Source organism: Achromobacter sp. 1L-A-4-B-C2 (genome assembly GCF_057291955.1).
This window is the reverse complement of record NZ_JBXAWP010000001.1, coordinates 639,237-665,133: the sequence shown is the minus strand read 5'-3', so window position 1 is coordinate 665,133 and position 25,897 is coordinate 639,237. Positions and strand designations below refer to the sequence as shown.

General features: G+C 62.2%; 20 protein-coding genes and 1 pseudogene. 9 read left to right on the top strand and 12 right to left on the bottom strand.

Annotation, left to right across the window (positions count from 1 at the left end):
• Nucleotides 1–79 precede the first annotated feature (79 nt).
• Nucleotides 80–1,720: a chaperonin GroEL gene (groL, locus tag AC0Z35_RS03005; protein ID WP_046803791.1), complete on the bottom strand. Its 1,641-nt coding sequence runs from the start codon at nt 1,718–1,720 to the stop codon at nt 80–82.
• Between the two features lie 37 nt (nt 1,721–1,757).
• The gene (gene groES / locus AC0Z35_RS03000) at nt 1,758–2,045 is read right to left on the bottom strand and encodes a co-chaperone GroES (RefSeq protein ID WP_006221616.1); all 288 of its coding nucleotides are present in this window, start codon (nt 2,043–2,045) and stop codon (nt 1,758–1,760) included.
• Between the two features lie 320 nt (nt 2,046–2,365).
• Between groES and AC0Z35_RS02995 the strand changes: the two genes are divergently transcribed.
• The 3 genes and pseudogenes from AC0Z35_RS02995 (at nt 2,366) to AC0Z35_RS02985 (ending at nt 6,575) form a co-directional block, all read left to right on the top strand.
• On the top strand, nt 2,366–3,451 hold the full coding sequence (locus AC0Z35_RS02995) for a mannonate dehydratase (RefSeq protein ID WP_485131397.1): 1,086 nt from the start codon (nt 2,366–2,368) through the stop codon (nt 3,449–3,451).
• Between the two features lie 6 nt (nt 3,452–3,457).
• A pseudogene (locus AC0Z35_RS02990) lies at nt 3,458–5,021 on the top strand (dihydroxy-acid dehydratase domain-containing protein).
• A gap of 180 nt (nt 5,022–5,201) precedes the next feature.
• Nucleotides 5,202–6,575 (top strand): MFS transporter, encoded by a 1,374-nt coding sequence (locus tag AC0Z35_RS02985; protein WP_219991102.1) that lies wholly within the window; start codon nt 5,202–5,204, stop codon nt 6,573–6,575.
• A gap of 14 nt (nt 6,576–6,589) precedes the next feature.
• Here the strand turns inward: AC0Z35_RS02985 and AC0Z35_RS02980 are convergent, their stop codons facing one another.
• Complete coding sequence (locus AC0Z35_RS02980) at nt 6,590–7,594, bottom strand: LacI family DNA-binding transcriptional regulator (protein ID WP_485131398.1); 1,005 nt, start codon at nt 7,592–7,594, stop codon at nt 6,590–6,592.
• The gene (locus AC0Z35_RS02975; protein ID WP_485131399.1) at nt 7,591–8,676 is read right to left on the bottom strand and encodes a LacI family DNA-binding transcriptional regulator; all 1,086 of its coding nucleotides are present in this window, start codon (nt 8,674–8,676) and stop codon (nt 7,591–7,593) included. The genes AC0Z35_RS02980 and AC0Z35_RS02975 overlap by 4 nt, the downstream gene beginning before the upstream one ends.
• Before the next feature lie 107 nt (nt 8,677–8,783).
• Between AC0Z35_RS02975 and AC0Z35_RS02970 the strand changes: the two genes are divergently transcribed.
• Nucleotides 8,784–9,716: a Bug family tripartite tricarboxylate transporter substrate binding protein gene (locus AC0Z35_RS02970; protein WP_485131400.1), complete on the top strand. Its 933-nt coding sequence runs from the start codon at nt 8,784–8,786 to the stop codon at nt 9,714–9,716.
• Nucleotides 9,717–9,758: 42 nt separating this feature from the next.
• The gene (locus tag AC0Z35_RS02965; RefSeq protein WP_105807132.1) at nt 9,759–10,955 is read left to right on the top strand and encodes an L-talarate/galactarate dehydratase; all 1,197 of its coding nucleotides are present in this window, start codon (nt 9,759–9,761) and stop codon (nt 10,953–10,955) included.
• An 87-nt stretch (nt 10,956–11,042) separates the two neighbouring features.
• Here AC0Z35_RS02965 and AC0Z35_RS02960 read toward each other — a convergent pair whose 3' ends face one another.
• Genes AC0Z35_RS02960 through AC0Z35_RS02945 form a run of 4 tightly spaced genes read right to left on the bottom strand, consistent with a single transcriptional unit; the run spans nt 11,043 to nt 14,252 of the window.
• Nucleotides 11,043–12,629 (bottom strand): aldehyde dehydrogenase (NADP(+)), encoded by a 1,587-nt coding sequence (locus AC0Z35_RS02960; RefSeq protein WP_485131401.1) that lies wholly within the window; start codon nt 12,627–12,629, stop codon nt 11,043–11,045.
• A gap of 31 nt (nt 12,630–12,660) precedes the next feature.
• Nucleotides 12,661–12,954, bottom strand: a complete 294-nt coding sequence (locus tag AC0Z35_RS02955; RefSeq protein WP_485131402.1) for a Dabb family protein — start codon at nt 12,952–12,954, stop codon at nt 12,661–12,663.
• Nucleotides 12,951–13,418 (bottom strand): nuclear transport factor 2 family protein, encoded by a 468-nt coding sequence (locus AC0Z35_RS02950; RefSeq protein WP_485131403.1) that lies wholly within the window; start codon nt 13,416–13,418, stop codon nt 12,951–12,953. The genes AC0Z35_RS02955 and AC0Z35_RS02950 overlap by 4 nt, the downstream gene beginning before the upstream one ends.
• A gap of 24 nt (nt 13,419–13,442) precedes the next feature.
• A complete protein-coding gene (locus AC0Z35_RS02945) occupies nt 13,443–14,252 on the bottom strand; it encodes an RraA family protein (protein WP_104142025.1) in 810 nt (269 codons plus the stop codon).
• A gap of 234 nt (nt 14,253–14,486) precedes the next feature.
• Between AC0Z35_RS02945 and AC0Z35_RS02940 the strand changes: the two genes are divergently transcribed.
• Nucleotides 14,487–16,040 carry an IclR family transcriptional regulator domain-containing protein gene (locus AC0Z35_RS02940; RefSeq protein ID WP_485131404.1) on the top strand — a complete coding sequence of 518 codons (1,554 nt, stop codon included), beginning with the start codon at nt 14,487–14,489 and terminating at the stop codon, nt 16,038–16,040.
• Nucleotides 16,041–16,202: 162 nt separating this feature from the next.
• Here AC0Z35_RS02940 and AC0Z35_RS02935 read toward each other — a convergent pair whose 3' ends face one another.
• The 4 genes from AC0Z35_RS02935 to AC0Z35_RS02920 form a co-directional block, all read right to left on the bottom strand.
• On the bottom strand, nt 16,203–17,339 hold the full coding sequence (locus AC0Z35_RS02935) for an AAA family ATPase (RefSeq protein WP_485131405.1): 1,137 nt from the start codon (nt 17,337–17,339) through the stop codon (nt 16,203–16,205).
• A gap of 10 nt (nt 17,340–17,349) precedes the next feature.
• On the bottom strand, nt 17,350–18,216 hold the full coding sequence (locus AC0Z35_RS02930) for an RNA ligase family protein (protein ID WP_120156946.1): 867 nt from the start codon (nt 18,214–18,216) through the stop codon (nt 17,350–17,352).
• Between the two features lie 306 nt (nt 18,217–18,522).
• On the bottom strand, nt 18,523–19,215 hold the full coding sequence (locus AC0Z35_RS02925) for a hypothetical protein (protein ID WP_485131406.1): 693 nt from the start codon (nt 19,213–19,215) through the stop codon (nt 18,523–18,525).
• A gap of 196 nt (nt 19,216–19,411) precedes the next feature.
• Nucleotides 19,412–20,872: an efflux transporter outer membrane subunit gene (locus AC0Z35_RS02920; protein WP_485131407.1), complete on the bottom strand. Its 1,461-nt coding sequence runs from the start codon at nt 20,870–20,872 to the stop codon at nt 19,412–19,414.
• Between the two features lie 88 nt (nt 20,873–20,960).
• On the opposite strand from AC0Z35_RS02920, the gene AC0Z35_RS02915 reads away from it, so the two are divergent.
• From AC0Z35_RS02915 to AC0Z35_RS02905, 3 genes are all read left to right on the top strand, one after another.
• On the top strand, nt 20,961–21,575 hold the full coding sequence (locus AC0Z35_RS02915; protein WP_120156942.1) for a TetR/AcrR family transcriptional regulator: 615 nt from the start codon (nt 20,961–20,963) through the stop codon (nt 21,573–21,575).
• Between the two features lie 79 nt (nt 21,576–21,654).
• The gene (locus tag AC0Z35_RS02910) at nt 21,655–22,764 is read left to right on the top strand and encodes an efflux RND transporter periplasmic adaptor subunit (RefSeq protein WP_485131408.1); all 1,110 of its coding nucleotides are present in this window, start codon (nt 21,655–21,657) and stop codon (nt 22,762–22,764) included.
• Nucleotides 22,761–25,850, top strand: a complete 3,090-nt coding sequence (locus tag AC0Z35_RS02905) for an efflux RND transporter permease subunit (RefSeq protein WP_485131409.1) — start codon at nt 22,761–22,763, stop codon at nt 25,848–25,850. The genes AC0Z35_RS02910 and AC0Z35_RS02905 overlap by 4 nt, the downstream gene beginning before the upstream one ends.
• Nucleotides 25,851–25,897: the final 47 nt, after the last annotated feature.

Below are 25,897 nucleotides of genomic sequence, written 5' to 3'. Positions count from 1 at the left end.
GGGGCGAAGGTCCGGGGGTTTTTCAGATACTGCATTCCCCGGTTTTGACGCCGGGGAGGCCGTGCAAGGAAAGCGGGACTTAGAAGTCCATGCCGCCCATGCCGCCCATGCCACCCGGCATGGCCGGGGCAGCGGGCTTGTCTTCGGCCAGTTCGACCACGGCGGCTTCAGCCGTCAGCAGCAGGCTGGCGACGGAGGCAGCGTTTTGCAGGGCGGTGCGGGTCACCTTGGTGGGATCCAGAACGCCTTGCTCGACCAGGTCGGTGTACTCGCCGGTTGCAGCGTTGTAGCCGTAGTTGCCCTTGCCGTTCAGCACGTTGCTGACCACGACGCTGGCTTCTTCGCCGGCGTTCGTGACGATGGTGCGCAGCGGTTCTTCCACAGCACGCAGGATCAGCTTGATACCGGCGTTCTGGTCAGGCGTGTCGCCCTTCAGTTCAGCAATGGCTTGCTTGGCGCGCAGCAGTGCGACACCGCCACCAGCCACAACGCCTTCTTCCACTGCGGCGCGGGTAGCGTGCAGGGCGTCTTCGACGCGAGCCTTCTTTTCCTTCATTTCGACTTCGGTGGCAGCGCCAACGCGAATCACGGCAACGCCGCCGGCCAGCTTGGCCACGCGTTCTTGCAGCTTTTCACGGTCGTAGTCGGACGTGGCTTCTTCGATCTGGATACGGACTTGCTTGACGCGAGCCTCGATCGACTTGCTGTCGCCAGCGCCGTCGATGATCGTCGTGTTTTCCTTGCCCACTTCGATGCGCTTGGCTTGGCCCAGTTCAGCCAGGCCGGCCTTTTCCAGCGACATGCCGGTTTCTTCGGAGATCACCGTGCCGCCCGTCAGGATGGCGATGTCTTCCAGCATGGCCTTGCGGCGGTCGCCGAAGCCCGGAGCCTTAACGGCGGTGGTCTTCAGGATGCCACGGATGTTGTTCACAACCAGGGTGGCCAGCGCTTCGCCTTCGACGTCTTCTGCAATGATCAGCAGGGGACGGCTCGACTTGGCAACTTGTTCCAGCACGGGCAGCAGGTCACGGATGTTGCTGATCTTCTTGTCGAAAATCAGGACAAACGGATCTTCCAGCACGGCAACTTGCTTTTCCGGGCTGTTGATGAAGTAGGGCGACAGATAGCCGCGGTCGAATTGCATGCCTTCGACGACGTCCAGCTCGTTTTCCAGCGACTTGCCGTCTTCGACGGTGATGACGCCTTCCTTGCCAACCTTGTCCATCGCGTCAGCGATGATCTGGCCGATGGAGGCATCGCTGTTGGCCGAGATGGAACCGACTTGAGCGATTTCCTTGCTGGTCGTGACCGGCTTGGATTGCTTCTTCAGTTCAGCCACGGCAGCGGCGACAGCCTTGTCGATGCCGCGCTTCAGGTCGATCGGGTTGAAACCGGCGGCAACGTACTTCAGGCCTTCCATGACGATGGCTTGAGCCAGCACGGTGGCGGTCGTGGTGCCGTCACCGGCGTTGTCGGAGGTCTTGGAGGCAACGTCCTTGACCAGTTGTGCGCCGATGTTCTCGAACTTGTCCTTCAGTTCGATTTCCTTGGCGACGGACACGCCGTCCTTGGTCACGGTCGGGGCGCCGAACGAGCGCTCCAGCACGACGTTGCGACCCTTGGGGCCCAGGGTGGTCTTAACAGCGTTGGCGAGAACGTTCACGCCGCGGACGATACGCACACGGGCGTCGTCACCGAACAATACTTGCTTGGCAGCCATTTCTTAGCTTCCTTCGAAAATTCGTTTGAGGCGGGGTTTACTGAACCACGGCGAGGATTTCGTCCTCGCGGATGACGAGCAGTTCTTCGCCATCAACCTTCACGGACTGGCCGGCGTACTTGCCGAACAGAACCTTGTCGCCAGCCTTCAGGTCGACCGGCAGGATCTTGCCGTCTTCGGTCTTCTTGCCGGGGCCGACGGCCACGACTTCGCCCTGATCAGGCTTTTCAGCGGCGCTGTCGGGGATGACGATGCCCGAGGCAGTCTTGCGCTCGTTTTCGAGGCGTTTGACGATCACGCGATCGCCCAGGGGACGCAAGGCCATGAGGAACTCCTGTTTACTTGATTGAAAGTGAATGATCGGTTAGCCCCGGGAGGGCTGTTAGCACTCACCGGTGTCGAGTGCTAATTATAGGGATGATGTTGCAGGGTTCAAGGGGGGAGGGACGGCTGTTACATATTCGGGGTTCGGCTGGACGATGGCCAGACTAGGCCGCCAATTGTCACTCGCGTTCCACCATTTGAGATTCCGGCCCCCATGAGCCGGGCGCCGAACACTTCCCTGCTTGATCACCCAGGCGCTGCCGCCACAGAATGAACACGTGTCTATTTTGTGTTGGACGGGGTTGGAATTCTGGAGACGCCATGTATATCAGCGAGCAACTGCTCAATCCTGATGAGCGCCGACTGCGCTTATCGACTCAACTCGGCGTTCAAAGCGTCGTGCTCGACAACCGTGGCACCGAGCTCGTGTCAGCCCGCGGCGGTGTCAGCAAATGGGACGCCGCCAAGCTCGCCGCCTATCGACAATGGGTTGAAGGTTTTGGCCTGAAGCTGGATGTCTTTGCATTGGATGTGGGTTCCATTCTTCTGGATTCGATGATCGACATGGATAGCGCCAAGCGGCAGCGCGCAACCCTGGCCGACAACATCCAGAAGGCGGCGGATGCGGGCATCACTTGTCTTAAGTACAACGTCCAAATGGTAGGCATCACGCGCACGGGGTTGAAGCCCGGGCGCGGCGGCGCCCGGAACTCCGGATTTGTCTACCGGGAATACTCGCCAGAAAACGAACGCAAGCACTCCTACTGGGGCGTCGGGTATCCCAGCAATCAAGAGGAAGGCGGGTCGGAGTCGGCGCTGCTGTGCGGCCAGAAGATGGCGCGTGTAGTGCCGCCGGTGACCGAGCAGGCTGGCTGGGACGCCATCGAATTCCTGGTTGAAGGCTTGGTGCCTGCGGCGGACAAGGCCGGTGTGCGGCTGGCCTGCCATCCGCACGATCCGGCGTACCCGGTCGGGGGCCTAAACGGGGTTGAGCATGTAGTCGGGTCGGCCGACGGCTTGCGCCGCTTCCTGGCCTTGTCTCCCAGCAAGAACCACGGGCTCAATTTCTGCCAGGGAACGGTTGCCGAGATGTTCAAGGAGCCCGCCAGGCACATGATCCCCGTGATCGAAGAGTTCGCCTCCACCGGCCGCATCTTCATGGTCCATTTCCGCAATATCCGGGGCGGCTACCTGGATTTTCAAGAGGTCTTTCCTGACGAGGGTGATGTCGACATGCTGGAGGCCGTGAAGGCGTACCAACGCGGAGGGTACGCCGGGCCGTTGTGTCCCGATCACGTGCCCGTCTCCGACATCGATGAAGGGCGGGAACGTTTCATGGCGTTCGCGCTGGGCTACACGCGCGGCCTGTTGCAGGCCGCCGGCGTGTGGTCGCCGCCGGGGCGCTGAATCGCCATGGCCGAAGCCAGAAAGTTGCGCAGCCAGCGGTGGCTCGCGAACGATGATTTCCGAACCTTCAACCACCATAGCCGGTTCATGCAAATGGGCTTCGAGCGAAAAGATTGGGAAGGCAAACCGATCGTCGCCATTATCAATAGCTGGTCGGAGTTCAACCCCTGCCATATGCACTTTCGGCAGCGCGTCGATGACGTCAAACGGGGGGTCTTGCAGGCAGGCGGCTTTCCGTTGGAGATGCCCGCCATGTCGCTGAATGATGCGCTGGTCAAGCCCTCGGCGCTGCTCTACCGCAATCTGATGGCGATGGAAATCGAAGAAATGATTCGGTGCTATCCGGTTGACGCCGTGGTGCTGATGGGCGGTTGCGACAAAACGACGCCGGCGACGCTGCTTGGCGCCATCAGCGCCGGCGTGCCTGCGGTGTTCCTGCCCGCGGGTCCCATGCTGCGTGGCCATTCTCGCGGCAAGACGTTAGGCTCGGGATCGGATGCGTTCAAGTTCTGGGACGATCGCCGTGCCGGACTTATTACCGAAGCAGAGTGGGACGGCATTATCAGCGGCATTGCACGCAGCCCGGGCACCTGCATGACGATGGGAACCGCCAGTACCATGACCGCGATCGCAGAGGCTTTGGGGATGGCGTTACCCGGCGCGTCCTGCATCCCGGCGGTGGACGCGGCGCGCTGGACACATGGATGTGGGCCTGGATGATTTTGACCGCATCAGCCGCCAAGTACCCGTGATTGCGAACATCCGCCCCAACGGCGACAGCCCCTATCTGATGGCGGATTTTTACTTTGCAGGCGGCTTGCCCGTATTGATGTCGCGGCTGCAAGCGCACCTGGATCTGGACGCGCTGACCGTCACAGGTCAGAGCCTGCGCGTTAACCTTTCCTCGGCTCAAGTCTTCAATGACGAGGTGATTCGTCCGCTGGAGCGGCCCGTCTATGCGGAGGGCGCGCTGTCCGTGCTGCGCGGCAACCTTGCGCCAGATGGATGCGTGATCAAGCCCAGTGCGATGAGTCCGAAGTATCTGAACCATCGCGGCCCGGCGTTGGTGTACGACGACTACCCCAGTCTGAAGCGGATGCTGGACGATCCGGACGCGGACGTCACGGAAAACCATGTGATCGTGCTTCGCAATGCAGGCCCGAAGGGCGGTCCGGGCATGCCTGAATGGGGCATGATCCCCGTGCCCCTGAAGCTGGTCAGGCAAGGCGTGCGCGACATGCTGCGCATCAGCGACGCGCGCATGAGCGGCACCAGCTATGGCGCATGCGTCTTGCATGTGGCGCCCGAAGCGTATGTGGGCGGCCCGCTGGCACTGGTGCAGGCGGGCGACATCATTGCCATTGATGTGCCAGGGCGACAGATCCGGCTGGAAGTCAGCGACGACGAATTGTCTCGCAGGCGTGCGCAATGGCACGCGCCGCCCGCCCGATTCGGCAGAGGCTACGGCAAGATGTTCACCGACCACATCCTGCAAGCGGATCAAGGCTGCGACATGGATGTGCTGCTGGCGCAGGCCGGCGAATGCGCCGGCGAGCCAGATATTTTTTGAGTTCTTCCTGCTCAATTCCAGAGTCTGAGACAAAGGCACCTGATCGCCCGCGCGCCGCCTTGAGCGCGTGGAGGCGTCGGTACACACTCTGAACCTAGCACCGGGCGCGGTCCTGCGCGGTGTGCATTTCCCGCAATGCGCACGGTCTGCCCCCAACAAAAATAATCTGGAGACCTAGACATGTTGCGTGCGCGCCAGCGCTTTCTCATTCTCGCTTTGATCACGATCGTACTTGCCTTTAGCACGGGCGATCGCGCGACCTTGTCTGTCGCTGGTTCAGGCATGTCCAAGGAGCTGGGTCTGTCTCCTGTGCAGATGGGATGGTTGTTCTCGTCTTTCGCATGGGCCTATGTGCTGGCACATGTTCCTGCGGGGTGGCTGGTCGACAGGCTCGGCGCCAAGCGCACCGTACTGGGCGGCCTGGTGCTGTGGTCGGCGTGCACGATGTTCATGGGCGCCGCCGGATGGTTTGCTTCCGCGTTCGCCGCGTTGCTGGTTCTGCGCTTTCTGCTGGGCACGTTCGAGGCCCCGGTGGGTCCGGCCTCGGGCCGTGTGATCGCCGCTTGGTTTCCCGCGCAGGAGCGCGGCGTGGCCGGCGCCATCTTCAACAGTGCGCAGTATCTGTCGTTGGCCCTGTTCACGCCGTTGATGGGCTGGTTGGACCATATGTTCGGCTGGGAACATGTGTTCTCGGTCATGGGCGCGCTGGGCTTGTTGCTGGCGCTGCTGTGGTGGCGTGCCTATCAGGTTCCAACCGAACACCCCAAGCTCACCGCCCAGGAATTGGAATTGATGCGCAACGGCGGCGCACTCGTTGATCTGCCGGCCCATGGCGTGGCCCCATCCACGGACGGCGATGTGCAGCCCGATGCGGACGGCATGGTGCAGCGCACGCCCAACCTGCTTGATCTATTCCGCAGCAGGATGTTGACGGGCATTTTCCTGGCGCAGTATTGCATTACCGCCATCACCTGGTTCTTCGTGTCGTGGTTTCCGACCTATCTTGTGAAAGAGCGCGGCATGAGCATTCTGACAGCGGGATTTGTGGCGTCGTTGCCGGCCATCGCCGGCTGCGTGGGTGGCGTGCTGACGGGATTTGTGTCGGACTGGCTGCTCAAGCGCACGCAGTCACTGACGATTGCGCGCAAGGTGCCCATCACCATCGGCCTGCTGCTGACCTCGGTCATGATCGGCTGCAACTACGTTGATACCGACTGGATCGTGGTGGCGCTGATGTCGCTGGCCTTCTTTGGCAAGGGCTTCGGATCATTGGGCTGGACGGTGGTGGCCGATACTGCGCCCAAGTCGATGATCGGTTTGACTGGCGGCGTGTTCAATGCGGTCGGGAACACGGCGGGCATCACTACGCCCGTCGTGATTGGGTACATCCTGGGCACGACGGGTTCGTTCCACCAAGCCTTGGTGTTTGTGGGCTTGCACGGTGTAGTTGCCGTGGCGAGTTACTGGCTGCTGGTGGGCCGCATCCAACGCTTTGAGCCCAAGCGCAGAGCGCCGGCGTTGCGCGAGATTCACGCCCGTCCATCAAACCCGTGATGGGGTATTGGGGATCAGGCGCTGTCGCGCACGACAAGCGTGAATCCCAGGTCGTGAACGCGCTGGCCATCGTTGGATGCGCCGCGCAGGCGGCGCGCCAGCAAGTCGCCTGCGTGCTCACCCAGCGCGCGGGAATCGATTCTGATGGTTGTCAGCGCCGGGACGCTGGCGATGGCGACCGGCAGGTCTGAAAATCCGGCGACGGCAATGTTCTGGGGAACGCGCCAGCCGTGGTTTCGGGCCGCCAGCAGCGCGCCTAGCGCCAGGGTGTCGTTGCCGCAAAACACACCGTCAAGACCGGGATGCGCATCCACCAATGCTTCCAGACCATGAACGCCATCCTGGATGCTGGAAGGCGGCTTGACGAGGTGCATATGAACGCTGGAGACGCCAGCTGCTGTCGCGGCTTCCCGGAACCCGCGCAAGCGCTGCGCGGAACGGGGTTCATCCGCGCCGATGAATCCCAGCTGCTGGCAGCCGCGGCCTGTCAGATGCCGGGCCATTGTGGCGCCGGCGTCCGCGTTGGAAAAGCCCACCACGGTGTCAATCGGCGTATCGATCAAATCCCAGCATTCGATCACCGGTATGCCCGAACGTTGCAGCTTCGCTTGCACGGCAGGCAAATGCTGCGTGCCGGTTACGACGATGGCGTCGACGCGCCGGCCAATAAAGGCGTCAACCAATCGCTCTTCTTCATGCGGGTCGTATCGGGTCTGCCCAAGCAGCAATTGATAACCTGCTGCCGACAAGCGGGCCGACAGACCGTCCATCGTGTCGGCGAACCACGCATTGGATAGGGTGGGCACCAGGGCGCCGACAATGCGTGAACGGCGTGACGCCAGCGTGCCAGCATTCAGATTGGGCACGAATCCCAGGCGGGCGATCGCGGCCAGGACAGTGGCGCGCGTTTTGGGGGCGACGCTGTCCGGCGCATTGATCACGCGCGAGACCGTCACCCGCGCGACGCCGGCTTCGCGGGCGACGTCAGCCATCTGGACGCGGGTTGCGGCGTGCGTCATGTGCTGCTCCGTTCAATGACCTCGAAGCCAAGATCGGCGAATTTCGCGCCGGGCGCGGAGTTGCCCAAACGGGCCATCAACATCTTTCCGGCCCGTTCGCCCATCTCTGCACGGCGGATCCGGATGGTCGACAAGGCGGGAGAGGCCGCCCGGGAAATCGACAGATCGCCAAAGCCCATGATGGCAAGCCGCTCGGGGACCGGCAGGCCGTTTTGCCGGCAGGTGAACAGCAAGCCTGCCGCCAGCAGGTCGTTGTTGCAGAACACCGCCGTGATGTCCGGGCGGCGTGTCAGCATCTGTTCCAGACAGGGTCCGGCCGCGTCGATCTGAACCGGAGGCGGGATGAGCGCCGCTTCGATATCAGGCAGGTCGGCGGCCAGCGCTTCCGCGCGAAAGCCTTGCAGGCGTTGCCGGGACCGCGCCTCATCGGCGCCAATGAATGCCAGCGTGCGATGACCTCGATCAATCAGATGGCGCGCGGCGGCGCGTCCTGCGCCTGCATTCGAAAACCCGACGGCCATATCGATCAGCGTGGTGTGCCCCGGGCCCGGTAGGCCCCAGGTCTGCACGACGGGCACGTTCGCGCGTTGCAGTTTCAGGCGCAGCGCTTTGGGCTGCGAAAAGCCGGTCAGCACCAAGCCGTCGACGCGGCGGCCCAGGAACGTATCCACAAGCGCTGCTTCCACCTGTTTGCTGTAGCCACTTTGGCCTAGCAACAATTGATATCCGTCTCCGGCCAGCGTATGCGTCAACGCTTCGATCGTTTCGGCAAAGACCAGGTTGGATATCGTTGGGACGATGGCGGCGACGATGCGGGAACGGTTGGAGGCCAGACTGCCCGCCATCAGGTTGGGCACATAGCCCAGCAGGGCGATTGCGCGGCGCACGGCCGCCAGCGTATCGCGAGACACCTTTTCGGGGGTATTCAAGGCGCGCGAAACGGTGACGAGTGAGACGCCCGCCTCTCGGGCGACGTCGCTCATGCGGGCATTGCCGGGTATGTGAGGCGAAAGTTCCAAAGTGTGGGACGCGAGGCGATGTCGATAAAAGGGGTGGATTGCGAAATCCGGGCAGGCGTTCAAAATGAAAGCGCTTCCATAATTCTATCCATAAAAAGCGGCTACGACCGCACAGGAGACAAAGCATGAGCCGTAGATTTCTATTCACCGCGCTATGCCTGGTGGCCAGCATGGTGACACTGCCTGGCGCGGCTTGGGCGCAAGCTGACTATCCGTCGCGTCCGGTGAAAATTGTCGTGCCCTTTCCCGCTGGCGGCACCAGCGATCTGATGGGCCGCTTGATTGCCGATGTGCTCGGCCGCGAGCTCAAGCAGGCTTTCGTCGTTGAGAACAAGGGGGGCGCCGGAGGCGCGATCGGCACGGAGCAAGTGGCAAGAGCGCAGGCCGATGGCTATACGCTGCTGTTGTCGGGGATAGGCAGCAACGCCATTATTCACGGCTTCACGCCAAAGCCGTCGTATGACTCGAACAGCGACTTCGTTCATATTTCCCAATTGGCGGCCGGGCCGAATGTGCTGGTCGTGAACCCCGCGTTTTCTGCGAAGACCTTTCAGGAATTTATTGCCTGGGTTAAGGCACATCCTGGCAAATTCGACTACGGCCAGGTCAATGCGTCATCTGGTCACGTGACGACCGAATACCTGAAGCAGGTGGCGGGCCTGGACATGGTGGGCATCCCTTATAAGGGGGGTGCGCCTGCGTTGAACGATGTGCTGGCTGGCCAGATTCCCGGCATGTTCACCAATCAAGATGCGGTGTTGCCGCATGTGAAAGCGGGAAAGTTGCGGGCATTGGCCGTGACCAGCATCGAACGTAATCCGCTGTACCCCGATGTGCCGACCGTGGCCGAGTCCGGCTATCCGGGTTTCAGTGCCGTGTCGTGGACAGGGTTGTCCGCACCCAAGGGCACGCCCGCCGCTGTCGTCGCCAAGCTGGAGGCGGCGATGGTCAAGGGGTTCTCTGACCCCGCCGCGCGTGCAAAGCTCGAAGCCAGCGGCTTCGTGGTCGTGGCGTCCCGGTCGGCGGATTACAGCCGATTCGTACAGCAAGAAATCTCCCGCTGGGAACAAGTGGTTCAGAAGGCCGGCATCAAGCTCAATTGAGCAGGCCCACATTTTCGTTGTCCTCTATCCGGAATTGATCAAATGAAAGCTGTCCAATCCAACATCGTGTCTTATGCCAAGGCAGACGCCAACGTGCGCACCGCGGCTGAGAGCGGCGACCGTATCGAATGGATCAAGGTATCGCTGGTGTATCTGCCGCTGGCGACGCCCGTCAGTGACGCCAAGGTGCTCACAGGCCGGCAGAAGCCATTGACCGAGATCGCGTTCATCTTTGCCGAGATCCGCACGCGCGACGGCCATGAGGGCATCGGCTTCGGCTATTCGAAGCGCGCCGGCGGTCCAGGCATGTATGCGCACGCCAAGGAAATCGCGCCCAACCTGCTGGGGGAAGACCCCAGCGATATTTCCAAGCTGTTCACCAAGTTGCTATGGGCGGGCGCGTCCATGGGCCGCAGCGGCCTGACGACACAGGCGATTGCGCCATTCGACATTGCGCTGTGGGACCTGAAGGCCAAGCGCGCGGGTCTGCCGCTGGCCAAGCTGCTGGGCGCGCATCGCGATTCGGTGCAGTGCTACAACACGTCGGGCGGTTATCTGCATACCCCGCTGGACCAGGTGTTGAAGAACGTGCAGATTTCGCGCGAAAGCGGCATCGGCGGCATCAAGCTCAAAGTGGGCCAGCCTGACTTGGCGATCGATGTCCAGCGCGTGGGCGAGGTGCGCAAGCTGCTGGGCAACGACTTCCCGCTGATGGTCGACGCCAACCAGCAATGGGACCGGCAGAAGGCGACGCGCGCTTGCCGCGCTTTTGAAGACTTTGATCTGACCTGGATTGAAGAGCCCTTGGACGCGTATGACTTCGAGGGCCATGCGCAACTGGCGAACCGCTTTGATACCGCCATTGCTACGGGCGAAATGCTGACCAGTGCGGGCGAGCACGCCCAGTTGATCCTGGCGGAAGGCAGTGATTTCATTCAGCCGGACGCCCCGCGCGTGGGCGGCATCACCCCGTTCCTGGAAATCATGGCGTTGGGAGCATTCAAGGGCCGCAAGCTGGCCCCGCATTTCGCCATGGAGATTCACCTGCACCTGGCGGCCGCCTATCCCATCGAGCCGTGGCTGGAGCACTTCGAGTGGCTGGGTCCGATGTTTAATGAGCAGATGCACTTGAAGGATGGCCGCATGTACGTGTCGGATCGGCCCGGGCTGGGGTTCTCGCTGAGCGAACAGGCAATCGCCTGGCGCGCGGACTTCGAAGAGTTCGGCAAGCGTCCGTAGCGATCGAAAGGGCCGGCAATGCCGGCCAAGTAAAAAGCGCGCCAGTCTCTCGGGACTGACGCGCTTTTTCTTGCCTTCTTAGGTAGGCTAGGCTTGTTTGAACGCACCATTCACAAGCCGCCAGAGATTCAGCGGGTTGTCCGCCAGCAGCTCAGCGGGCAGCAGGGCTTCTGGCACATCCTGATAGCAAACAGGGCGTAGGAAGCGGTCGATGGCTTGCGCACCCACCGAGGTGTACATCGCGTTGGTCGTGGCTGGGTAGGGGCCACCGTGAACCATCGCGTGGCAGACTTCCACGCCCGTCGGAAAGCCGTTGACCAGGATGCGGCCGGCTTTGCGTTCCAGCACGGGCAGCAGCGTGCGCGCCAGCGGATGGTCGGACTCGTCCAGCAACAAGGTAGCGGTCAGTTGGCCCTCAAGATGCTCGGCGACTCGGTGCAGGGTGTCTTCATCCCGCACCCGGATGAGCAACGCAGCGGGCCCGAAGACTTCGGCCTGTAGCGCTGTCTCTGCCAACAGGTGCTCGGCATCGCTGAGAAACAGCGCGGCCTGAGCGGCGTTGGGACGCCCTTCGGATGAGAGACCTGTCGCCACGGTGGATACCCCATCGGCAGCTTGCCACGCCGCCTTGCCCGAGCAATACGCGTCGTGGATGCCTGGGGTCAGCATGGTCTGAGCGGGCTTCTTGCCCACTGCCCGGGCAGCCGCGGCGACGAACGCATCCAGGCCGGGCCCGTCCACTGCCAGCACCAGGCCGGGATTCGTGCAGAACTGGCCGGCGCCCAGCGTCAAGGAATCTGCGAACGCGCTGGCCAGTGCTTCGGGACGGGCGGCCAAGGCGCCTGGAAGCAGAAACACGGGGTTGATGCTGCTCATCTCTGCGTACACCGAAATCGGCTCGGTGCGTTGCTGCGCGATACGCTGCAACGCCAGCCCGCCCTGGCGGGACCCCGTGAAGCCGACCGCCTTGATGGCGGGATGGGCGACCAACGATTCTCCCAGCTTGCGTCCCGATCCGATCAGCAAAGAGAACACCCCCTCGTGCAGTCCCAGCCTGGCAACCGCTTGTTGAATGGCTCGGCCCACCAGCTCCGAGGTGCCCAAGTGCGCCGAGTGGGCTTTGACGATCACGGGGCAGCCTGCCGCCAGCGCGCTGGCGGTGTCGCCACCAGCCACCGAAAATGCCAGCGGAAAATTGCTGGCGCCAAAGACGGCGACGGGACCCAGCGGCAGTTTGGACATGCGCAGGTCGCTACTGGGCAGCGGCTGCCGCTGCGGCAACGCCGTGTCCAGCGTGGCGCGCAGGAAATGCCCCTGGCGGACAACGCTTGCGAACAGGCGCAGTTGTCCGGTCGTGCGGCCGCGTTCTCCTTGCAGCCGAGCAACGGGCAGGCCCGTTTCTGCATGCGCCCGTTCAATCAGGGTGTCGCCCAGCGCCTCGATGTTGTCGGCGATGGACTCCAGCAAGGCGGCTCGGGTCTCCATGGGTTGCCGTCGATAGGCGTCGAAGGCCTGGGCCGCCAAACGGGCGGCGCGATCCACGTGCGCGGCGCCGCCCAGGCCGAACGGGGGAGTCGGGATCGCCTGATTGGTTGCCGGATTGATGGCGTGGGCGACGCCTTCGTCGCCCGTTACGTCGGATGCTCCGATGAGCATGCTTCCAGACAGTGTCATGTTGCGGTCTCGCATAGGTTTCAGCGTTGCCCTACACCGTGTAGTCAACGGCGGCCCATTCGAAGTACGGCTTCAAATCAGCCACCAATGCGACATGCAGCGGGTGGAACAGGTAGGCATCGAGCTCGGCTGAGTTGTCGACTTCGGACTCCAGGATGTAATCCCAGCTGATGGGGCGCGTCAGTTCGTTGGCGGCAACGCGCCAGAACCGTATCGCCGGAATGTCGGCGCCCAAGGCGCTCATGCGCTCGGCCAGGCGCGCTTCAAGCGCCGCATCACGCTCGACGCCGGGACGCCTGCGGAACAAGACAATGTGCCGGATCATGTTGCTGCCTTCGTGGCGCTTTGCAGGTGATAGCCCCGATCGGCATAGTCAAACGCAACCAGTTCATTGATGCGGGCAGACAGGTCAGCGGGCGAGGCGTAGTAGGCGCGGATCTCTGAGATTTTTCCCGTCTCGGGATCAAAGTCGTACCACTCCGCGCCGCGCAGGGCCGTGCCGCTTTTGTTCTTCCAATGCGTCCATTCGATCATCGCCTCGGGCGTGTCGTGGCTGACGATGATGCGTTCGATGGTCCACTGGGAACCCAGCGTTTCGACACACCACACCCATTTCTTGGCGATGGTGTCGGCGGTGCGCCACGGCACTTCCGGCAAGCCGGCCGGGAAGTAGTGGACGGCGTCGGGGGTGAAGCAATCAACCAGCGCGTCATAGTCGGCGGCATTGCAGGCGTCGAAATAGCGGCGGATCAGCGCGGCGTGGTCTTCGGGGGTAAACGTTTTGCTCATGAGTGCATCCTGAATGCGGCGTGATCAACGGCTGCCTGCGGGCTTGGCGGCGGGGATCGCGGGGCGGCCGTCAGCGACCCATTGCTTGAATTGCGCGCGCGTGGCGTCGCTGGGCGGATACAGGCCCCACAGCGGTTCGCCGGCTTGCACGCGCAAGGCCAGATACGCTTCGATGTCGTCACGCTTTTCACACAGGTCCGCCATTTCTTCGGCCAGATGCGCGGGGATGACGGTGATGTTGTCGCCATCGCCATGGATCACGTCGCCCGGATAGATCGCCACGCCGGCGCAGCCGATCGGCACTTGCAGATCCGCCACATGGTGGTAGCTCAGCCGAGTGGTCGCGGTGACGCCGGTGCTCCAGATTGGAAAATCCATCTGGCTCAGTTCGGTGCCGTCGCGAAAGGTACCGTCCGTGATGACGCCGCGCGCGCCGCGCATCATCATCCGCGTGATCAGCATATTGCCCATGGATGCGGCGCGGCCGTCCTTGTTGCTGTCAATGACAAGCACATGGCCGGGCTCGATCTGCTCGACGCCCACCCATTGCAGGTTGTCCGCCGAGGGCGACGTAGTCAGGTTGCCATAGACGTCCACATCTTCGCGCGCGGGAATGAAGCGCATGGTGTACGCGCGGCCGGCAAAGGGTTTGACCTTTTTGTTCAGCGGCGTCAGGCCGTGCAGCACCGGCTGACGCAGGCCCTTGATATACAGCTGCGTGGTCAGCGAGCCGCTGGTGGCGCGGGCCAGACGGTCCAGGACGGAATCGGGAACATAAGGGGCCGGTTCGCGCTGGGGAATTACGGCCAAGGGGGGAGGGTTTGAGACGCTCATGGTGCGTGGCTGTCGCTTTACGTGAAGGGAAATCGGCGGTTTGTCCCAAATGGTGGAACATCCGGGGATGAATGCCCGCGCCGTCACGGCGCGGCATCCGTTCACGAAATGGTATTGAAGTTGCGGCGAACTTAATATGGAGACCAGCAGCGCGCGAACGTCAAACTTGGCGCTTTTTTCCACATATTGAGACTTGCCCCGATGACAGCAAATACTGGTGATGGAACTGGCTCTTTGGAGAAAGCCATCGACATGTTGGAGGCGGTGGGCGCGGCACCCGATGGCTTGAGCCAGACCGATCTGGCGGCGCAGTTGGCGTTGCCCAGAACCACCACGTACCGCTTGCTGGCAACGCTGGTGGCGCGCGGCATGTTGCGCCGTGACCCGCTGCGCAAGGTCTATCGGCTGGGATTCCGCTGTTTCGAAATGGCGCGCCAGGCCTATACGATGCCGGACTTGGCCGCCGCCGCCGCCTTGGAAATGCGCGGTCTGCGGGACCTGACCGGAGAGACCTGCTATCTGGCGACGCTGGACGGCCTTGAAGTCATTTCGCTTGAACGCTGCGACGGTGCGCATAGCGTGCGATCCGCAGCGGTGTTGGGACAGCGCAAGCCGGTGCATTGCACCAGCCAGGGAAAAGCGATTTTGTCCGTCATGCAAGCCGCGCCACGAGAAGAAATTGTCCGCGACATGACGCTGAGATCGTTCACCCCCCACACAATCACCGACCGGAGGCGTCTGAATGCGGAATTGAAGATCACCGCAGCCCGAGGCTACGCCATCGATGACGAAGAAATCGTGCTGGGCGTGCGCTGTGTCGGGGCGCCTATCGTGGACGCATCCGGCGTGGTGCGGGGCGCCATCAGCGTGGCGGGGCCTGCCTATCGGCTGACGCGCGCCCGAGTGGAATTGCTGGGGCCCGAAGTGGCTCAAGCGGCCCGCCGCATTGGTGCGCAACTCGAAACCGTGAAGCCGCCTGCGGACGGAACTGCCGCAGTGGCCATCGCCGGGCCTTGGGCGTTTCATGGCGCGCATCCGCAATGGTGCCCGGACCGCAAGAGTCTGGTTTGGGCCGACGTGTTAGCGCCGTCGGTACGGCGCCTGGACATGTCGTCCAGGCCGCCGCGCGATGAGCTCGCCTACCGGCTTGAAAATCCGATCAAGGGCCTGTTGCTGGACGCAGACGGAATGTTGGTGGCGGGCGGCAACAGTGCGGTACGCATCGCGCAAGACGGCACGATCAATCCGCAGGCCGCATGGCCGGGCGCAACGTTGATGGCGTTGTGCCAAGGCGGTAATGCCGGCGAGGCCTGGGCGGCGTTCGAACAGGAGGAAGGAGCAGGCTGCGTGGTAGGCGTGATCGCATTGCCCACGGGTCGGTTTGAGCCCCATTGGGCCATCGCTGAACCCGTGCAGGCCTTGCAGTGGTGCGCCAAGGAATGTGAGCTTTACGCGGTGACGCCCGCGTCCGGCGCCATCCTGATTTTGCAACCGGGCCATGACAGCGTGCGCCGCCTGGCCAGCATGCCCAAAGGCTCAGGACTGCTAAGCGGACTTGCGCTGGACGCCGACGGCGGCATCTGGACCGCGCTCTGCGACGGCTGGAGCGTCGTGCGCTTCACCCGGGATGGGCTGCTGGATCGGGTGGTGGGCTTGCCGGTGCCTTGCCCGACAGATCTGGCGGCGGCTGGTGCGCGCATGATTGTCACGACAGCGCGCCAGCAAGTCGCCCTGGACACGTTGGCCAAGGCGCCTTTGTCCGGATGCCTGTTTGAGTTTCCGCTTTAGGCAACTTCGTACGCGAAGCTTTTGGCAGTAGGCACCGGCGACCCGCCACTCGTCTCCCCGCATGAACGCCGGCCTTCGTAACCGCCGCGCGGCTTTTGTTTGTGCTTTCCCGGTGCTTCTCCGGTGCTCTTCCCGGGGGGCGGGCACGGTAGGTCCGTCGTGTTAAACCGCATACGTCACCCGGTGCGCCTCGGTCGGCAGCGGCAGGTCCCAGCGGTGCAGCATGCTGGTCAACGTCTTGTTCGATAGCGATGTGTCGCGCCGAGTGTTCCGGCGCAGCAGCTCGGCGCGCGGTTGTTCCAGATAGACCAGTTCAACTTGCGCATGATACGAATACAGCAGATCCAACGTCTTCTTGCGCATCAGCTCGCTAAGGTGGGTGGCGTTCCAGACGAAGGGCGCCTTGCGCCGCAGCAGTTCGCGGGCACGGTCGATAGCCAGGTGCGCCACCATGCCTTCGTTCTTGCCGTGGCGCAGGCCCAGTTCTTCTCGCGCATCGTCGAACGAAATCACCGGCAACTCGGGATGATGCCGGCTTACCCAGGTGTTCTTGCCCGACGCGGGCAATCCGGACATCACAATCACCCGCGATCCAGGTTCCTGAAACAACGGGTAATCGGGGTGCACGTCGGCGCCGCGAAAATAGCTGACCGCGGTATGGGCATCGGCGAAGGCGCGTGGCTGCCCAAAGCACCGTTCGTCGCGCGCCAGCTCGCAGAACAACGCGATGTTGTCCAGCACGCGCTGACCGTCCGCGCAGATGCGTCCGCGCATGTCGGCTTCGGCCAGCATGGCCAGCAATGGAATGTCGACCTGCCAGGACAGTTCACGCACGATGAACTCGGGCGTCTTGCCGCGACGCGAGCCTTCCAGTGCGAAGAACGGTACCTGATGGACCGCGATCAACCGGCACACGGCCTCGCGCACGGCAAAGGGCACGCCTGCATCCCACAGCGCAATCCGCGCATCGATGGCGCCCTTGCGGGAGTGGCCGGGCTGGCCGATGGCGCCGGTGACCGGGTCGATGACGGTCGTGCTGTGCTTGGCGATGTCGTGCAGCAGCGCGGCAAGAAATACGATTTCCTGGTCGGCCCGAGCCGCCGTTTGGTATTGCGGCAATGCCAGCAGCGCTTCCATCACCATTTTCGTGTGGGTCCAGACATCGCCTTCGCCGTGATAGCGCGGGTCTTGCGGCGTGGTCTTGGCCAGCTCCAGCGCGGGAAATGCCGCCAGGCAGGCATTGAAATCCGGCGCCTTGCCCGGAGCAGGCGTAAGTGCCCGCAGTGCTTCGTATTGCATGATCTATTCCTTATTGTCCGGCGGCGCCGCGCAGCGTGTCCCAGTCCACCGCGAGACGCGGCGCGTAGAGATCAACGCCGGGCGCCAACTGGTTGGGCACGTAGGGCTGCTCGGAATGATGTTTGTCCGAATCCAGGATGGCTTGAACGAAATCTCGTCTTACCCACTTGTAGCGGGCGATCGTCCTGCCGTCGGCTTCCACTTTGACGTACAGGCCTTCCGACAGGTCCGATTTGTCGCATTGTTTCCAGGCGCGCTGCAGGTCCAAGCCTTCTCGCTGCACGGTGGCTTCAAAAGCCTTGCGCCAGTCTGGCGTCTTGGCCAGCGACGGCCGCAGCAGGGCCTTGAGCGTGTCAAGCCTGGGTGGCGCCACGCCTTCATACAGGACGGGCACCGACAGCACGGGGCCATTGGCCAGCAAGACGCGGCGCGCCTGGGTGGACAGGAATTCGCCGCTGTGACGATCCAGGACATCGAACTCAAAAAAATGATGCGGCAAGGCGTCGTAGAAAACCGAGTGCTTCTTCGACAGCGTTTCGCCATACATCACGTAGCGGTCCTCCAGGCGGTCAAGCAGCCAGTCGGTGTGCGCCGCGGCCCAGGCTTTTACGAAACTGAATTGCCGTTCGCGTCCGCCTCCCACCAGGTAGTGGCCGCGCGATTGCAGCAGCAGTTCGCCCGATGGGCTGAAGCTGATGCCGGTGTTCGCGCCGTCGAGCTTTTCTTCGACGACCAGGTGCAGGCCGGCCAATTGACGGTACGGCACGTGGTCGTGGCCTTCGTCGCCGTCTTGCAGGCGCGAGCCTTCCAGGTGGGGAGTGCGGGGATAGCGAAACAGGTCCAGCGATTGCGCGTAAGCGCAGAAATCTTGCGTCATGGGATCTTCTCCAGTGTGATGGAAAAGCCGACGACGCAGTCTGGACGGGAAAGGAAAGCGAGTGGGTGTGTGCTTCCTGGAACCGCGCCTGGACCCCATGGCGTGCGCTCAAGACTCAGGCGTCGAGCAGCACGGGGCGCGCAGGCAGACCGCGATTACCAGGGCGGTAGTCGTCGGCGTTTAGGCGTAGTGACGGATGGCAGACACGGTTGCACTCAAATGGAAAAGCGGGTTGAAGAAGAGGCGGGATCCTAAGACATCGAAAAGGGTTTTGTCAATGCGAGGCATGACGCGGGTGATAGACGTTTACTTGGCTTGCGCGTCGCCAGCGATCTTCCTGGCCGTCAGCGTCACGGTGAAAAACTCGTTTAGCTTTTCGGCCGAAACGGTATCCAGCTGGGGCGTTCCGTAATCGGTATGTTGCCCGCCTTCGAATCGGGGGTAATACCCTTTCCAGAAATAGCGCGCCTGGGTACCGCCCGCGAGCATTTTTTTCGCGGGCAGCCCCGCTACGAATCGCGTATCGGCACTATCCGTCCGCGCTTGCAAAGCGACGCGCGCTTCAGTCAATGCCCAATGGCATACCCCGCGCCCGTAATAGTCCTCGTCGAGCAGCATGTCGGCATACACGGTGCCCACGTACTCGGTGGCGGATATACGGGAAAGGCGGAACGGTTCGTGGCTGGACAATGTCGGCACGTGGCCGGACAGGGCGTTGGATTTTCCACAGCGGGCGCCGTTGCTGGCGTCGAACTGCACAGTGCCCTCTGCCACCGTAAACGGCGATTTGCCGTCGCCTGCGCTTGATAGATCGGACGCATTGGCAAGTGTGAGCCGTATCTCGTAGGCCTGCGTCGCAGCGGGGTTCAGCTTGCGCAGCGGTGCCTTCGTCGTGCTATCGGCGTAACCGGACCCGCACCCGGCGGTGGCCAGCAGGGCTAGCGTCGGCAAAGCCCAACGTAAGGCCGGCAACGAAAGATATCGAAGGGCGCGCGACAATGTCGATGTTTCCTATGGGAGGGATTTATTGTCGAAGTTTGCCACGAAATTGAACGTCGGCTTCTGCATCGCGGATCCGATTACCGGCGTGCGCATGCTGGATGGGGCCGATGAGCGTTTCGCGCGGCGCACCGTGACCTTGCGGGCCGAGGCCTACCTGCCTCAAGAGGCTTGCCGTAGTGGTACAGGATGCCCGTCATCGAACCGCCACGGATTCGAATGGAGGGGGCTGCCAGCCGCCGCCAAGCGCCTTGAACACCGAGATGGCCGCCCGTGCCGAATCGGTCTGCGCTTGCGCTCGGGCATCCGAAGCCTGCAACAGCGTTTCGTCTGCGTGCAGGACATCGATCAGGCTGGCTGTGCCTTTCTCGTAGGCCATGAATGACGACTGACGCGCACGGGTCAGAGAATCTTCGCCACCGGCAAGCGTCGTGGCTTGCGTCTCGCGGTTGACCAGGGCGGAGAAGGCGTTCTCGACGTCTTCGGTGGCGCGCAGCACGGACTGGCGGTAGGCCGCGAGGGCTTCTGCTTCCTGTCCCTTGGCCTGATCGATCTGCGCGTTGATACGACCGAAGTCGAAAAGCCGCCACCGTAGACCTAGAACCGCCGCCGACTGGCTGGCGCCGCTGGAGAAAAGGTTGCCGCTGGAAATGGATGTGGCGCTACCCAGCAAGGCATTCAGGGAGAATTTTGGGTAGTACTCGGCGATAGCCACGCCAATGCGCGCGCTGGACGCGGCAAGCCGACGTTCTGCCACGATGAGATCGGGCCTGCGCCGTAACAGATCCGCGGGCGTCCCTGTGGACGCGATCCGCGGCGCCTTGGGGATAACTCCGGTGGCCGCCAGTTCCGCGCGATTGGTGCCCGGCGGGGTGCCTAGCATTACGTCCAATGCATTCATCGCGGCGTCCAAGCCGGTCTGGATTACGGGAACCGTTGCCAGCACCTGGGCGAGCGAGCCCTCGGTCTGCCGAACCTGGTACTCGGCGGCAAGGCCCTTGCTGTGTAGTAAGCGAACCTTCTCCAATAACCCACGTTGCGTCTTCACCTGGTGGCTCGCAATGTCCAGGCGCGCCTGCAATCCGCGAATGGTGATGTAAATGTCGGCGGTCTGCGCGGCGACGGCCAGTCGTGTAGCGGCAGCGCCCGCCTCGGATGCCTGGTATTCGGCCATCGCGGCCTGGCGTTCGCGGCGCAACCCTCCAAACACGTCCAGTTCCCAGCTTGCTCCCAGGTTGGTCTCGTACGAATTGCCGTACCGGTCAAAATCCGGGGTGGAGTTCAGCACCTGGCCGAGCGGAGTTTCAATAGACTGATAAGAACGTCCTGCTTGGCCATTGATATTCCCGGTGGGCAATAATGCGGCTGTCGCAGCGCCGAGGCCGGCGCGCGCCTGAGTCACCCTGGCCATGGCCTGGGCCAGATCCAGGTTCTGCTCAAGCGCCCTTGTGACGAAGTGACTCAGTACTGGGTCTCCAAAGCCCTCCCACCAGATCGCAAGGCTGGCGGGGGTCGCTGCTGCCCGATTTTCGACGGCGCGCTGGCCCATGTAGTGCTCTGAAAGGGGAGTATCCGGTCGGTGATAGTCCGGACCCACCGCACAACCCGTCATCAGGCAGGCGCTCATGACGAGGGCGAGAGAGCGAGGGGAAAGCATGGGGATCCTTGAATGAGCAATCTGAGGTGACGATATTACTATATGGTCACTCGTTGTCAATCACAGTTCGTCAGGCTAAGCTAATTAAATGACTGAAAACGGCACTACCACCCATTCGCGTGGGCCTTCGGAGCACAACGTACGCGACCAGATCGTCGAGGCGGCGACCGAGCACTTCAGCCACTACGGCTATGAGAAGACCACTGTGTCCGATCTGGCCAAGGCGATTGGATTCTCCAAGGCTTATATCTATAAATTCTTCGACTCGAAGCAGGCGATCGGCGAGGTGATTTGCTCGAACCGGCTTGCGATCATCATGCAGGTGGTTGACTCTGTGATCGCTGATTCGCCCACGGCTTCAGAGCGATTGCGCAGGCTTTTCCGCGCTCTGACCGAAACCGGCAGCGATCTTTTCTTCCATGATCGCAAGCTCTACGACATCGCTGCCGTTGCCGCACGCGACCAGTGGCCTTCCGTGCGCGCCCTGGAGGCGCATTTGCGTCAGGTGATCCAAGGCATCCTTCTAGAGGGGCGCGAATCCGGCGAATTCGAGCGCAAGACGCCGCTGGATGAAGCGTCCAACGCAATCTATCTGGTCATGCGGCCTTATATCAATCCCGTACAGCTTCAGTACAACCTCGACATGGCGACTGAGTCGGCAGTGCAGCTTTCCGCCCTCATCTTGAGGAGCCTGTCGCCCTGAACGTGTAGTGACTGTTGACTTTACTAGTCACTAGTTTGAGAATGCGGTTCCTGTTCTACTCATTTAAGTAAGGGAACCCATGCTTCGGCTTCGACCTGCCACTATTGCCGTTTGCTTGCTGCCTTTCGTCTTGACGGCGTGTGGCGAGTCCTCTAAGGCCGACGATCCACGCACGCGCGCTCCACTCGTGAGATCGACAGCGGTCCAACATTCTTCCGACATATCCCGTTCGTTCACCGGCACTGTCGCCGCCCGGGTGCAGAGCGACTTGGGCTTTCGCGTTTCGGGCAAGGTCCTAGAGCGTCTGGTCGATACCGGACAGACCGTCAAGCGCGGTCAGCCCCTGATGCGGCTGGACCCCATTGACCTGGGCCTTCAGGCGCGCGCACAGCAAGAGGCGGTGACGGCCGCGCGGGCACGCGCCAAGCAAACCGCCGATGACGAGGCGCGCTATCGTGATCTGGTCGCGGCCGGCGCCGTGTCGGCATCGGCGTATGACCAGATCAAGGCAGCTGCCGACTCGGCAAAGGCGCAGCTCAGCGTCTCCATCGCACAGGCCGATGTGGCCCGCAATGCCTCGGGCTACGCCGTGCTGCTGGCCGACGCCGATGGTGTGGTTATGGAGACATTGGCTGAACCCGGGCAGGTCGTCAGCCCTGGGCAACCCGTGGTTCGACTGGCGCGCGCTGGCCAGCGAGAAGCGATCGTGAACCTGCCGGAGACGCTGCGCCCGCCTCCTGGCTCCACGGCGCAAGCGACGTTATATGGCAGCAACGCCGGTGCGGTATCCGCCAAGCTCAGGCTGTTGTCTGAGTCGGCGGACCGCCTTACTCGGACGTTCGAGGCGCGCTATGTGCTGGAAGGCGCGCTGGCTAATGCGCCACTGGGCGCGACGGTCACTCTTGATATTCCCGACGGGCCCGCCAACAAGCAGGTGCTTCAGGTGCCGATCGCTGCCGTCTACAACGCCGGCAAGGGACCGGGCGTGTGGGCTATTGCGGGCAACCCGGCCATAGTGACTTGGCGACCCGTGGACGTCTTGAGCCTGGGCGATGATGCTGCGCGCGTGTCCGGCGACCTGAAAGCCGGCGAGCAGATTATCGCGCTGGGTGCCCATCTGCTGCATGAGGGCGAGCAGGTTCGGGTGGCGTCTCAGGGCGTTTCCAGCGTAGCGGGGAGCCGTCCATGAGCGAGGGACGTTTCAATCTATCCGCGCTTGCAGTTCGTGAGCGCTCGATTACGGTATTTCTGATCTTTCTGATTGCGATTGCCGGGACCTTGGCGTTTTTCCAATTGGGCCGCGCCGAGGATCCGCCCTTCACCGTCAAACAGCTGACAGTCATTACCGCGTGGCCCGGCGCCACGGCGCAGGAAATGCAAGACCAGGTGGCCGAGCCGCTCGAAAAGCGCATGCAGGAACTGAAGTGGTATGACCGAACGGAAACCTACACCCGTCCGGGCCTGGCCTTCACCATGGTGTCTCTTGCGGACAAGACGCCGCCTTCCGAAGTCCAGGAGGAGTTCTATCAGGCGCGCAAGAAGCTCAGCGACGAATCGGGCAAGTTGCCGGCCGGTGTTATCGGGCCGATGGTCAACGACGAGTTTTCGGATGTGACCTTCGCGCTCTTCGCGCTTAAGGCAAAGGGCGAGCCGCAGCGGCTGTTGGTGCGAGATGCCGAATCGCTGCGACAACGTCTTCTGCACGTGCCTGGTGTTAAGAAAGTCAACATCATTGGCGAGCAAGCCGAACGTATATTTGTCTCGTTTGCGCATGACCGTCTTGCGACGCTCGGGGTCTCGCCACAGGATATTTTTTCTGCCCTGAACAGTCAGAACGTACTTACCCCGGCCGGCTCCATTGATACCGAAGGGCCACAGATTTTCCTGCGGCTTGACGGGGCCTTCGACAAACTGGAAAAGATCCGCGATACGCCCATCGTAGCTCGCGGACGCACGCTGAAGCTCTCGGATGTAGCAACCGTCGAGCGCGGGTATGAAGACCCGTCGACGTTCCTGGTGCGCAATAACGGCGAAGAAGCCTTGCTGCTGGGCGTCATCATGCGCGAGGGTTGGAATGGCTTGGATCTCGGCAAGGCGCTCGATGCAGAGGTAGTCAAAATCAATGAGGACATGCCACTGGGCATGACCCTGACCAAGGTCACCGATCAGTCTGTCAACATCAGCTCGGCGGTCGACGAATTCATGGTCAAATTTTTCGTCGCCCTGCTGGTGGTGATGGTGGTGTGCTTTGTCAGCATGGGCTGGCGCGTAGGCGTGGTCGTGGCGGCGGCTGTGCCGCTGACGTTGGCGGTGGTCTTCGTGATCATGGCCGCCACGGGCAAGAACTTTGACCGCATAACCCTGGGTTCTCTGATTCTGGCGCTTGGCCTGCTGGTCGATGACGCCATCATTGCCATCGAAATGATGGTCGTGAAAATGGAAGAAGGCTACGACCGGATCAGAGCCTCGGCATATGCCTGGAGCCACACCGCCGCGCCAATGCTCTCTGGCACACTGGTCACCGCAGTTGGCTTCATGCCCAACGGCTTTGCCCAGTCGACGGCGGGCGAATACACCAGCAATATGTTCTGGATCGTGGGCATTGCCCTGATCGCCTCTTGGGTCGTCGCCGTGGTGTTTACGCCTTACCTCGGCGTGAAGATGCTGCCGGAGATAAAGAAGGTCGAAGGGGGGCACGCGGCGATTTACGACACGCCTCGCTACAACCGCTTCCGCAGGGTGCTGACCCGGGTCATCGCCCGCAAGTGGCTGGTGGCCGGAACGGTAATCGTGGCATTTATCGTGGCGATCGCCGGCATGGGCGTGGTCAAGAAGCAGTTCTTCCCAAACTCTGATCGTCCGGAAGTACTGGTAGAGGTGCAGATGCCTTATGGCACCTCCATTGAGCAGACGAGCGCCACCACGGCGAAGATTGAAGCGTGGCTGCAAAAGCAGGAAGAAGCGAAGATCGTCACCGCGTATGTCGGTCAGGGCGCACCGCGTTTCTATCTGGCCATGGCGCCTGAGCTGCCCGATCCCTCGTTTGCGAAGATCGTTGTGCTTACCGACAGCCAGGAGGCGCGGGAAAAGCTCAAGCTGCGCCTGCGCGAAGCCACGGCTGACGGACTTGCGCCGCAAGCCCGCGTGCGGGTCTCGCAGCTTGTGTTCGGCCCGTATTCGCCATTCCCGGTGGCCTACCGTGTAATGGGACCTGACCCGTCCACGTTGCGCGATATCGCCGGCCAGGTGCAGCAGGTAATGCAAGCCAGCCCCATGATGCGCACGGTCAATACTGACTGGGGACCGCTAGTGCCGACACTGCATTTCTCGCTGGATCAGGATCGTTTGCAGGCCGTTGGGCTGACGTCCTCGGCCGTCGCCCAGCAGTTGCAATTCCTGCTCACGGGTGTGCCGATCACGTCCGTTCGCGAAGACATTCGTTCGGTCCAGGTGATGGGGCGCGCAGCGGGCGATATCCGACTCGATCCGGCCAAGATTGAAGGTTTTACCCTGGTGGGTTCCGCCGGCCAGCGCATTCCTCTGTCTCAGGTGGGGGAAGTCGAGGTTCGCATGGAAGATCCCATTCTGCGTCGCCGCGACCGCACGCCCACCATGACGGTAAGGGGTGACATTGCCGAAGGCCTACAGCCGCCGGACGTTTCCTCGGCAATCACCAAGGACCTGCAACCGATCATCGACAAGCTTCCCAATGGATATCGGATCGAGCAGGCCGGGTCGATTGAAGAGTCCGGCAAAGCCAGCACGGCGATGCTGCCTCTGTTCCCGATCATGATCGCCCTGACGCTGCTGATCATCATTCTGCAAGTGCGTTCGATGTCGGCCATGGTCATGGTTTTCCTCACTGCGCCGCTCGGTCTGATCGGTGTGGTGCCGACTCTACTGATCTTCCAGCAACCGTTTGGGATCAACGCACTGGTGGGCCTGATCGCTCTGTCGGGCATCCTGATGCGGAACACGCTGATTCTGATTGGGCAGATACACCACAATGAGAACGAGGGGCTGGACCCGTTCCATGCGGTGGTTGAAGCCACGGTGCAGCGCTCGCGTCCGGTGTTGCTCACCGCCCTGGCAGCCATTTTGGCTTTCATTCCGCTCACGCATTCGGTGTTCTGGGGAACGCTGGCCTATACCCTGATTGGGGGCACGCTGGGTGGCACGATCATGACGCTCGTCTTCCTTCCGGCGATGTATTCCATCTGGTTCAAAATTCGCGCGGAGCAGGGCGGAAGGATCGAAGAGGCTCAGCACGCATAATGCGGGCGGCGGGAGATGGCGTTATTTGGTTTCCCGCCCCGCCCTCG